General features: G+C 59.9%; 9 protein-coding genes. All 9 read right to left on the bottom strand.

Going from position 1 to position 11,619, the window contains the following annotated elements:
* Window positions 1–14 precede the first annotated feature (14 nt).
* A complete protein-coding gene (locus BLV61_RS12700) occupies window positions 15–1,949 on the bottom strand; it encodes a methyl-accepting chemotaxis protein (RefSeq protein WP_047536738.1) in 1,935 nt (644 codons plus the stop codon).
* 150 nt (window positions 1,950–2,099) lie between these two features.
* On the bottom strand, window positions 2,100–3,392 hold the full coding sequence (locus BLV61_RS12705) for an adenylosuccinate synthase (protein ID WP_047536735.1): 1,293 nt from the start codon (window positions 3,390–3,392) through the stop codon (window positions 2,100–2,102).
* Window positions 3,393–3,446: 54 nt separating this feature from the next.
* Complete coding sequence (locus BLV61_RS12710; RefSeq protein ID WP_047536733.1) at window positions 3,447–4,634, bottom strand: ATP phosphoribosyltransferase regulatory subunit; 1,188 nt, start codon at window positions 4,632–4,634, stop codon at window positions 3,447–3,449.
* 304 nt (window positions 4,635–4,938) lie between these two features.
* Window positions 4,939–5,808 (bottom strand): protease modulator HflC, encoded by an 870-nt coding sequence (gene hflC / locus BLV61_RS12715; RefSeq protein ID WP_090465431.1) that lies wholly within the window; start codon window positions 5,806–5,808, stop codon window positions 4,939–4,941.
* Window positions 5,808–6,980 carry an FtsH protease activity modulator HflK gene (hflK, locus tag BLV61_RS12720; RefSeq protein WP_047536727.1) on the bottom strand — a complete coding sequence of 391 codons (1,173 nt, stop codon included), beginning with the start codon at window positions 6,978–6,980 and terminating at the stop codon, window positions 5,808–5,810. The genes hflC and hflK overlap by 1 nt, the downstream gene beginning before the upstream one ends.
* Before the next feature lie 96 nt (window positions 6,981–7,076).
* On the bottom strand, window positions 7,077–8,378 hold the full coding sequence (gene hflX, locus BLV61_RS12725; protein WP_046819838.1) for a ribosome rescue GTPase HflX: 1,302 nt from the start codon (window positions 8,376–8,378) through the stop codon (window positions 7,077–7,079).
* A 12-nt stretch (window positions 8,379–8,390) separates the two neighbouring features.
* On the bottom strand, window positions 8,391–8,651 hold the full coding sequence (gene hfq / locus BLV61_RS12730) for an RNA chaperone Hfq (protein ID WP_007902656.1): 261 nt from the start codon (window positions 8,649–8,651) through the stop codon (window positions 8,391–8,393).
* Window positions 8,652–8,745: 94 nt separating this feature from the next.
* Complete coding sequence (gene miaA, locus BLV61_RS12735) at window positions 8,746–9,717, bottom strand: tRNA (adenosine(37)-N6)-dimethylallyltransferase MiaA (RefSeq protein ID WP_090465434.1); 972 nt, start codon at window positions 9,715–9,717, stop codon at window positions 8,746–8,748.
* The gene (gene mutL / locus BLV61_RS12740) at window positions 9,717–11,615 is read right to left on the bottom strand and encodes a DNA mismatch repair endonuclease MutL (protein WP_167361839.1); all 1,899 of its coding nucleotides are present in this window, start codon (window positions 11,613–11,615) and stop codon (window positions 9,717–9,719) included. Before mutL ends, miaA begins: the two co-directional genes overlap by 1 nt.
* Window positions 11,616–11,619: the final 4 nt, after the last annotated feature.

Below are 11,619 nucleotides of genomic sequence, written 5' to 3' on the forward strand. Positions count from 1 at the left end.
GATCTTTTGATCATTCAAGCCCTGAACTGCCCCAGACTCGCCTTCAACTGCGCTGCCAAGCCGTCCAGCACCTTGCCACTGGCCGTGGTTTCCACCACTGCCTGAGCCGCTTTCTCGGCCTGCGCATGAATGGTCTCGACCCGACCACGCACCGCTTGCGCACCCTGAGCCTGTTGCGCGGCGGCCTGGGTCGCCAGACCGATCGCCGCATGCACTTGCTCCACCGAGGCCTGCACTGATTGCTGAAGACGCGCACTGTCCCGCAGCACCAACAAGCCTTCGTCCGCCTGGCGCCCAGCCTGGCCAATCGCCGCCACCGCCTCACGTGCACCCTGCTGCAACGCCACAATGTGCGCCTGAATATCGCCGGTGGAACTCTGGGTCTTGCTCGCCAGCGCCCGCACTTCGTCCGCCACCACCGCGAACCCGCGCCCGGTCTCACCCGCGCGCGCCGCTTCAATGGCCGCGTTCAGTGCCAGCAGGTTGGTCTGCTCGGCAATCCCGTGAATGACCGTCAGCACCACCTCAATCTGCTCGCTTTGCTGCGCAAGTCGCTCGATCACCTGCGCTCCGGTTTCGACTTGACCCGCCAGCGCCTCGATCAGGCTGCCGACTTTCGCCGAAGTCCGGGTGTTTTCGTCAGTGGCCTGACGGATATCCACGACCTGTTTCAAAGCCGCCTGCATGGCCTGGCTTTCAGATTGGGCTTCGTCTGCCATTTGCGACAAAGCACGCAGACTCTCGGCCACTTCATCGCGCTGCATACCCGCTGCCGCATCGGCTCCGGCATTGCGCAGGGTCATGGCGCCGATTTCCACGCCAGTCCGCTGGGCTACGTCGCCTGCTTCGCGCACGATCGGCTGCAACTTATCCACAAACCGATTGACCGCCGACGCCATGTCGCCGATCTCGTCCTTGCTGTTGATTTGCACGCGCTTGGTCAGATCACCCTCGCCCGCCGCCAGGTCATCCATGGCGATGATCAGCATTCTCAGGCGATTGACCACTCGACGCCCAAGCACCACCGCCAGCAACAGCAGGACACCAAAGCCCACGACCGCCAGGCATATACCGATACGCCAGCGCAGGGTGGCCGCGGCTTCTTGCACGGTACTGGTGGTATTGGCTTTCATTTCAGCCGCCGTGGACTGGGCCGATTGCAGTCGCGAACGCATGGCGGTCGCACTATCGGCCGCCGCCCCCTTCAGACTGTCACCCACCAATTGATCGCTGCTGGCGATCAAGGCGGAGAAGCGTTTGTCCAACGCCGCCAGATCGGCTTCCACCGACGCGGTCGAGACACCCATCAAGACCTTGCCGATTTCCACGCCATTGGGGTTGATCGAGGCTTCGATATAGAAGACCGAAGGATCGTTCTTCGCCGCATCCAGCACTTTGTCCAGCGCCCGCTCGCCCTGGCCTTTCTCCAGAAGCGCCTTGTTGATCGGATTCTCCCGGTTGAGGTAGCGCGTCAGGTGCTGACCCGTGGCGTCGTCATACACCACGAACAGTACATTGGGGTTGCGCTGGGCCCTGCGCGCGAACTCGGACAAGGTTGGAATGTCGTTGTCCCACATGGCGCGCGGCGCAACCGATGCCAGGAGTTGCGCCATGTCGCCGGCGGAATCCTTCAGGTCCTTTTCCAACGTCTCGCGCAGTTGTGCCTGCTCCTCCTCCAAACGCGAGGACAACCCGGCCGTGAGGCGCTGACGCGTGCTGGTGGAGAGGCTATCGAGGCTTGACGTGACTTCACGCCCCGCCTGCTCGAGTTCGCCAGAGAGCTTCTGACTGTCCGCGCCCAGGCGCATGCCCAGATCGGCTTCCAAAGCAGTCACCGTGCTCCGCGTCAGAGCGACCGCCACCACCACTTGCACCAATAGGGCGATACCAAGCGTAACGAACACAGGCCTCAACAAACGGCTTTGTAACAATGAGAGAACGGCCGACACTAGAAATCCCTCTGCTTTGGCGCCATTAAATTGATAGCACACCTGAAAGGAGGCTCTTTTCAATGTTCACAGCAAAGGTCATGCCGTTCAGCAGGCAAAAACGACAAAGGGCCCGATTATGGGCCCTTTGTGTTTCACATCAATGTGTTATCAAGCAAACGGATGACGCAGAACGATGGTTTCGTTGCGGTCCGGGCCCGTCGAAATAATGTCAATCGGCGCACCGACCAACTCTTCGACACGTTTGATGTAGTTGCGTGCAGCCTGAGGCAGCTCTTCCAGGGTCTTGGCACCCAAGGTCGATTCGCTCCAGCCCGGCATTTCTTCGTACACCGGCTCCAGGCCGATGTAGCTGTCGGCGTCGGTCGGTGCGTCGATCACTGCGCCGTCCTGATTCTTGTAGCCAACACAGATGTTGATGGTTTCCAGGCCGTCCAGAACGTCCAGCTTGGTCAGGCACAGGCCCGAGATGCTGTTCACATCGATGGCGCGACGCAGGATAACGGCGTCGAACCAGCCGCAACGACGGGCACGGCCGGTGGTTGCACCGAACTCGTGGCCACGCTTGGCCAGGAACGCGCCAACGTCGTCGAACAGTTCAGTCGGGAACGGACCCGAACCGACACGCGTGGTGTAGGCCTTGGTGATGCCGAGGATGTAGTCCAGGAACATCGGACCAACACCCGAACCAGTCGCGATACCGCCAGCGGTGGTGTTGGAACTGGTGACGTACGGGTAGGTACCGTGGTCGATGTCCAGCAACGAACCCTGGGCGCCTTCGAACATGATGTCTTTGCCAGCGCGACGCAGCTGGTGCAGCTCGGCGGTGACGTCCAGCATCATCGGCTTGAGCAGCTCGGCGTATTCCATGCACTCGTCCAGCGTCTTCTGGAAGTCGATTGCAGGCTCTTTGTAGTAATTGACCAGTACGAAGTTGTGGTAGTCCAGCAACTCGCCCAGCTTGGCGGCGAAACGCTCGCGGTGGAACAGGTCACCGATGCGCAGGCCACGACGTGCAACCTTGTCTTCGTAAGCCGGGCCGATGCCGCGACCGGTGGTGCCGATCTTCAGCTCGCCACGCGCTTTTTCACGGGCCTGGTCCAGTGCGACGTGATAGGACAGGATCAGCGGGCAGGACGGGCTGATGCGCAGGCGCTCACGCACCGGCACACCTTTCTCTTCCAGCTTGTTGATTTCCCGCATCAGAGCGTCAGGTGCAACCACCACGCCGTTGCCGATCAGGCACTGCACGCCTTCGCGCAGCACGCCCGACGGGATCAGGTGCAAGACAGTTTTTTCGCCGTCGATCACCAGGGTGTGGCCAGCGTTGTGGCCACCCTGGTAGCGCACTACGGCGGCAGCATGTTCGGTCAGCAGATCAACGATCTTGCCTTTGCCCTCATCACCCCATTGGGTGCCCAGGACTACGACATTCTTACCCATAACACTTGTCCTCATTCGCGCAAACTTGGTACCGGCGGTGGCCGGCAGGAAAACTCAAGAAGCCAGTGGCGATACTTGCCAAAGCCCGTTCTGCTGAATCAATTGCCGGTCGCAGTCCGCTTCACGGGCGGCGGCCAAAGGTTGTCCAGGCAAGGCCTGAACGACACGCTGACCCTCACTGCGCAACTGGCAAACCTGCTGCCAGAGTGCCGCATCCGTACTGTCAGGCATCCAGATACCGCCAGACGGTAGCTCGATTTCAGCACGCCCCAGGGTCACCAGGGTTTTCAAATCGGTGGAGAAGCCGGTTGCCGGACGGGCGCGACCGAAATCGGCGCCGATGTCGTCGTAACGACCGCCCTGGGCAATTGACTGGCCAACGCCCGGCACGAACACGGCGAACACCACACCCGTGTGGTAGTGATAGCCGCGCAATTCGCCCAGATCGAAGTACAGCGGCAAATCCGGGAAACGCACGGACAAACGCTCGGCAATCGCCAGCAAATCGTTCAGCGCCGCCAGAACCGGGGCCGGCGCCCCGGCCAGACGCTCACGCGCAGCGGCCAGTACTTCGCGACCGCCGCACAGGTCGACCAACGCCCGCAGCATGCCCGACAAATCGGCAGGCAAACCTTCGGTCAAGGTAATGACCTCGTCGATGGCCTTGCGTTGCAACGCATCGAACAACTGCTGCTCGACTTCACCGGACAAACCGGCGGCGCGAGCCAGGCCGCGATAGATGCCGACATGACCGAGGTCCATGTGCACGTCCGGCACATCGGCCAGTTGCAGCATCGCCAGCATCAGGCTGATGACTTCGACATCGCTGCCGGGGCTGCCATCGCCGTACAACTCGGCGCCCAGCTGGATCGGGCTGCGCGAGGACGACAAGGCGCGTGGCTGAGCATGCAGCACGCTGCCGGCATAGCACAGACGACTCGGGCCTTCGCGACGCAGGGTGTGCGCATCGATACGTGCCACCTGCGGCGTGATGTCCGCGCGGAAACCCATCTGCCGGCCCGACTGCGGGTCGATAACCTTGAAGGTACGCAGATCCAGGTCCTGGCCCGCGCCGGTCAGCAGGGATTCCAGGTACTCGATATGGGGAGTCACGACAAACTCGTAACCCCAGCTCTGGAACAGATCCAACACCTGGCGACGCGCAACTTCAATGCGCGCCGCTTCCGGTGGCAGTACTTCTTCGATGCCATCTGGCAGCAGCCAGCGGTCTACCGTTGCCATTACGCCATTCCCCTATATCCGGGCGGCCAGCCAGCCCTCGGCCGAGCCTTGAGTGAAGCAGAAAATGATTGTTCCGCGCATGAACAACGGAGCGAAAAGCCTTCAACCGGCTTCGCCAACCACTTTCCTCGAAAAACCTGTCGAGCCTTTCGACTCGTACGCGTGCACCAAAAACAGCAATCAAACGTGCAGACGCAAAAAAGCCGGGAATTTCCCGGCTGCCGCATCATACACACGTTTTGCCAAAGGATCACCCCGCCAGAGGCGTTAGCCGCCCGGCGGAATGATTCGGGTCAACGCCGTATCAAGGCTTGGCTTTTTCCAGGTAGTGGAAGAAGTCACTGCTTGGGTCCAGGACCATGACGTCGGATTTATTCGCAAAGCTTTCACGGTAGGCGCGCAGGCTACGGTAGAACGCGTAGAACTCCTGGTCCTGACCATAGGCCTTGGAATAGATCGAAGCGGCCTGGGCATCACCGTCACCGCGAATCTCTTCAGATTCACGATAGGCTTCAGCCAGCAACACGCGGCGTTGACGATCGGCATCGGCACGGATGCCTTCAGCCAGCTCGTTACCCTTGGCGCGGTGCTCGCGAGCTTCACGCTCACGCTCGGTGCTCATACGCTCGAACACGCTACGGTTCACTTCCTTCGGCAGATCGATGGTCTTGACCCGAACATCGACAACTTCAATGCCCAGCTCTTTTTCAGCCATCTTGTTCAGCGAAGCCGTGATATCCGCCATCAGCGCATCACGCTCACCCGACACCACTTCGTGCAAGGTGCGCTTACCGAACTGGTCACGCAGACCAGACTCCAGGCGACGGGACAGGCGCTCGTCGGCAATTTGCTTGAGACCGGACGTCGCGGTGTAGAAACGCTCTGCGTCCTTCACCCGCCACTTGGCGTAGGCATCGACCATCACGGCTTTCTTTTCCAGCGTCAGGAAGCGTTGTGTCGGTGCATCCAGTGTCATCAGGCGTGCGTCAAATTTACGCACCTGGTTAACGTAGGGCACTTTCACATGCAGGCCAGGTTGTACATCGGCCTGAACCACGCGACCGAACTGCAGCAACACCGCACGCTCGGTCTGAGCCACGATGTAGAAGCAGTTCCAGGCAGCGATCGCCACGACGACGCCGACAATAAGGGCGATCAGCGATTTATTGCTCATCAGCGACTCTCCCTGGTACGTGCTTGCTGTTGCTGCAGATCAGCTGCCGCACGCGTATTCGCTTCATTGCTGGCGGCTGCCGCACCGGTCACCGGAGTGCTGGTGTTGCGACCACTTTCGACCATTTTGTCCAGCGGCAAGTACAGCAGATTGCTCTGGCCATTCTTGTTGCCGGTCACGAGCACCTTGCTGGTGTTGCTGAAGACTTCCTGCATGGTGTCCAGGTACAGACGCTGACGGGTCACTTCAGGAGCCTTGCGGTACTCGGCAACGAGTTTGGTGAAGCGATCAGCCTCACCCTTGGCGCGCGAGACGGTTTCGTCACGGTAGCCATTGGCGTCTTCGAGAATGCGCTGGGCCTGACCACGAGCTTCCGGCACGACGCCGTTGGCATAGGTTTCAGCCTGGTTGCGCGAACGCTGCTCGTCTTCACGGGCCCGAATCACGTCATCGAAGGCTTCCTGGACTTCGCGCGGTGCTGCTGCGCTCTGTACGTTGACCTGAGTGACGGTGATACCGGTGCGATAGGTATCCATGAAGCGTTGCAGACGCTCCTTGATTTCGCTGGCCATCAATTCACGACCTTCAGTCAGCACCTGGTCCATGGCGGTGGAACCCACCACATGGCGCAAGGCGCTGTCGGTCGCGTGCTGCAGACTGATTTCCGGCTGATCGACGCTCAGCACGAAATCCTGCAGGTTGCTGATCTTGTACTGCACGGTCAGCGGCACTTCGACGATGTTTTCGTCTTCGGTCAGCATTTGACCCTGCTTGGTGTACGCACGCTCACGCGTGACGTTTTCCATGTACTTCTTGTCGATCGGCGGGAAATAGATATTCAAGCCCGGGCCCACGGTTTCGTAGTACTTGCCGAAGCGCAGCACGACAGCCTGCTCCTGCTCGTCCACGACATAGACCGCGCTGTACAGCCACATGGCCGCCAGCACGACCAAGCCGATACCGAGCAGGCCGCCAAAGCCGCCACTCTTGCCCGGACCACTGCCGTCATCACCACGTTTCTTACCACCACCGAACAACCCGTTCAGGCTTTCCTGCAGCTTTCGGAAGGCCTCGTCGAGATCCGGTGGTCCCTTGCGGTCGCCATTATTGCGACGCTTGCCACCCCAAGGATCCTGATTATTCGAGTTGCCACCCGGCTCATTCCAAGCCATAGCGCTCTCCATCTGATAAAGCAAAGACGCACCCACGGCGCGCCGACCAATGCTACAGAATGCCTGTCACCACGGCACAACCGCTTTCTCAGGCTTTTATTGCAAAGTGTGTTGCTCGATGAATTCCATCGGCTGCAATCCTTCGCGGCTTACCAGTCGATTCAACTCGACCCGGGGCAAACGAACGGCCAGCAAACTGATGCCTTCTTCGTCGTGTTCTTCTTTTTGCACCGCGCCGAGTTCGAAAAACTGCGCACGCAGTCGAGCGAATCGTTGCGGCAAGCGCAGGGTACCGATAAACAAATCACTGCCAAGTAATTCGGCAATGGCTTGCTCAAGCAATTCCAGGCCAGTGCCATCACGCGCCGACAGCCAGACCCGCTGGGGCTTGCCGTTTTCGTCGCGCTGGATTTGTGGCTCAACACCTTCAAGCAAATCGAGTTTGTTATAGACCTCGAGGATCGGCAAGTCCTGGGCACCAATCTCGCCCAGCACCACCATCACCTGCTCGATCTGCAACATGCGATCGGGTTCGGCCGCATCGATCACGTGCAACAACAGGTCGGAGTTGCTTGACTCTTCGAGGGTGGACCGAAATGCCTCGACCAGCTTGTGGGGCAAGTGGCGAATGAAACCTACAGTGTCCGCCAGGACAATCGGCCCCAGATCGTCCAGATCCAGACGACGCAGGGTAGGGTCCAGCGTGGCAAACAATTGGTCAGCCGCGTAGACGTCGGATTTCGTCACGTTATTGAACAGCGTGGACTTACCGGCGTTGGTATACCCCACCAGCGACACGGTAGGGATATCCGCACGCGAACGACCACGCCGCGACTGTTCGCGCTGGCTGCGCACTTTCTCCAGCCTGCCCTTGATCTGTCGCAGCCGTACCCGCAGCAAACGGCGGTCTGTTTCCAGTTGCGTTTCACCCGGGCCACGCATGCCGATACCGCCACCCTGGCGTTCAAGGTGAGTCCAGCCACGAACCAGCCGGGTGCTCATGTGATCAAGCTGGGCCAGTTCTACCTGGAGCTTGCCTTCATGGGTACGGGCGCGTTGGGCGAAAATATCGAGAATCAGACCGGTACGGTCGATCACGCGACACTCGAAAACACGTTCGAGGTTGCGTTCCTGGCTGGGCGTGAGGACGTGATTGAAAATCACCAGATCGGCCTCTTCAGCTTTGACCAGGTCGCGCAGTTCCTCGACCTTGCCGCTGCCAATCAGGAATTTGGCGGTTGGCCGATGACGCGGCACGTTAAAAAACGCAACGGTCTCGGCGCCGGCCGAATTAGCCAACTCCTGAAACTCCTGCGGGTCTTCGCGCGCCTCAGGGTCCTGTCCATCCAAGTGAACGAGGATGACTCGCTCACCACCACCGTGGCGCTCAAAGAACAAAGGAGACTCCTATCAGGCGTTACCTGGCTCAGCATCACCTGCTTCGGATTCGGTTGCGCTAGGCAGACGAATTGGACGAACCGGCACTACTGTAGAAATAGCATGTTTGTAGACCATCTGGCTGACGGTGTTTTTCAGCAGGATGACGAACTGGTCGAAAGACTCGATCGTGCCTTGCAGCTTGATACCGTTGACCAGGTAGATGGAGACCCCAACTTTTTCTTTACGTAAAGTATTCAAGTAAGGGTCTTGTAGCGAATGCCCTTTTGACATGTGCCGCACTCCTTTAAGGATTCAATATAAAAAAATAGGTAAACAGATGACTTTGGCCGTCACACCCCCAAGGATAGACGGCAATTGCAAGGACTCAGCTCAATATGGAGATGGTCCCCAAGTATTTCAAGGCGCGCGGCAGATTGTCGCAATCGAGGCTGTCCAGCCAATGTAAATCAGCCCAACTGCGCAGCCAGGTGAACTGGCGCTTCGCCAATTGGCGCGTGGCGATGATTCCACGCTCCTGCATCTCGGCTGACGTCAGCTTGCCATCCAGGTAGTCCCAGACTTGTCGATAACCTACCGCACGTATAGACGGCAACCCGGCATGCAGGTCACTTCGCTTACGCAGGGCTACGACCTCGTCTATGAATCCCTGTTCCAACATTAAAGTGAATCTTTGTTTAATTCGCTCGTGCAATACCTGACGATTTGCCGGAGCAATGGCCAAGTTCGCGACAGTATAGGGCAATTGTTGCCGTCCCGAAGCGGCTGCGTCAGTACTTTGCGCAGATTGTTGCAAGCGCAGCTCGGTCATGCTTCGACCGCTGACGCGATAAACTTCCAGCGCTCGACTGAGTCGCTGTGGATCGTTCGGATGAATCCGCGCCGCAGAAACCGGATCAATGACTGCCAATTGTTCGTGCAAGGCTTGCCAGCCAAGGCGTGCAGCTTCTTCTTCGATCTGCGCGCGAACCTCTGGATCGGCGGCTGGCATGTCTGCCAGCCCTTCGAGCAAGGCCTTGTAGTAGAGCATTGTGCCGCCGACCAGCAGCGGAATTTTTCCGCGCGCGGTGATATCGGCCATGGCCTCGAGGGCGTCCCGGCGAAAATCCGCGGCGGAATAGCTCTCGGCGGGGTCGAGAATATCGATCAAACGGTGGGGAAATTGCGCCAGAAGTTCTTTCGACGGCTTCGCAGTACCGATGTCCATGCCACGGTAAACCAGTGCCGAATCGACACTGATCAGTTCGCAAGGCAGGACTTTGGTGAGTTCGATGGCCAGGTCGGTCTTGCCGGCGGCAGTCGGGCCCATCAGGAAAATCGCAGGTGGGAGCTGGCTCATCAACGACCGCGCAAGAACAGTTTGTCCAGATCGTCCAGGCCCAACTGGGTCCAGGTCGGTCGGCCATGGTTGCATTGACCGCTGCGCTCAGTGTTTTCCATATCGCGCAACAGACCGTTCATTTCCGCCAGGGCCAGACGTCGGTTCGCCCGGATGGCGCCGTGGCAGGCCATGGTCCCAAGCAATTCGTTCAGGTGCGCCTGAATCCGGTCACTGGTGCCGTACTCCATCAGGTCGGCCAACACGTCGCCGACCAGTCGATTGGCTTCAGCCTGCTTGAGCAAGGCCGGAATCTGCCGGATGGCCAGTGTTTCCGGGCCAAGCCGCTGCAGTTCGAAGCCCAGACGCTGGAACCAGGCGACGTGCTCTTCGGCGCAATCGGCCTCGCGCTGGCTGACCGCCAGGGACTCCGGCACCAGCAGCGGCTGCCCGCTCAAGCCTTCGCTGGCCATGGCGACTTTCAGGCGCTCGTACATGATCCGCTCGTGAGCGGCGTGCATGTCCACCAACACCAACCCTTGGGCGTTTTCCGAAAGGATGTAGATGCCTTTGAGCTGCGCCAGCGCGTAACCCAGCGGCGGGATATCGTCCTGACCGGCCGGCAGCGCTACAGCATTGGCCTCCGGCAACGGCGCGAAGAATTCACGATAGGCAGCCTGGGCCTCAGCGGCGGGAACCGCGGACTGAGGTCGCGGGGTGTATTGATACTGATAGCCCGAACCAGATCCCGAGCCGGCCGGCGCATTGAACGACGGTTGCGCTTGAGGCTGCTCCAGCAGCGCATTGGCGGCCAGGCGCATTTCGCCCTGGGGACCGAACTCACCTGCCTCGAGTCCCGTGGGACGGACAAGGGCCGTCGCTACCGGCGCAGCCAGTTGATCTTCCGGACGCACATCACCCAAGGCGCGGTGCAACGTACCGTAGAGGAAATCGTGGACCATGCGCCCGTCACGGAAGCGTACTTCGTGTTTGGTCGGGTGCACGTTGACGTCGACGCCCGCCGGATCGACTTCGAAGAACAGCACAAAGGTCGGATGCCGGCCATTGAACAGTACGTCGCGATAAGCCTGGCGCACCGCGTGGGCCACCAGTTTGTCGCGTACCGCACGGCCATTGACGAAAAAATACTGCAAATCCGCCTGGCTACGGTTGAAGGTCGGCAACCCGACCCAGCCCCACAGATGCAGACCGTTGCGCTCGATTTCAATCGGCAGTGCCTGTTCCAGGAAGCCCGGACCGCAGATCGCGGCCACTCGCCGGGCGCGGGCCGCATCATCGTGGGCCTCGTGCAGGCTGAGAATGGTCTTGCCGTTGTGGCGCAAATGGAACGCCACGTCGAAACGCGCCAGGGCCAGACGCTTGATCACTTCCTGCAGATGATCGAATTCGGTTTTTTCGGTCTTGAGAAATTTGCGCCGCGCCGGTGTGTTGAAAAACAGGTCGCGGACCTCCACCGAGGTCCCCACCGGATGGGCGGCTGGCTGCACGCGGGGCGCCATGTCACGGCCTTCGGTTTCCACCTGCCAGGCCTGATCGGCATCGCGAGTGCGCGACGTCAGGGTCAAACGCGCCACGGAACTGATCGACGCCAAGGCTTCACCACGGAACCCCAGGCTCATGACCTGCTCAAGGTCTTCCAGATTACGGATCTTGCTGGTGGCATGACGGGCCAGCGCCAGCGGCAGGTCATCGGCGGAAATGCCGCTGCCATCATCACGCACCCGCAGCAGTTTGACGCCGCCCTGCTCCACATCGACATCGATGCGTTTGGCGCCGGAGTCGAGGCTGTTTTCCAGCAATTCCTTGATCACCGACGCCGGGCGCTCAACCACCTCACCGGCGGCGATCTGGTTCGCCAGTCGCGGGCTGAGCAGCTCGATACGGGCAGCGTTGGTCAGCACC

The organism is Pseudomonas mohnii (assembly GCF_900105115.1).
In the GTDB taxonomy this organism is placed as follows: Bacteria; Pseudomonadota; Gammaproteobacteria; order Pseudomonadales; family Pseudomonadaceae; genus Aquipseudomonas; species Aquipseudomonas mohnii.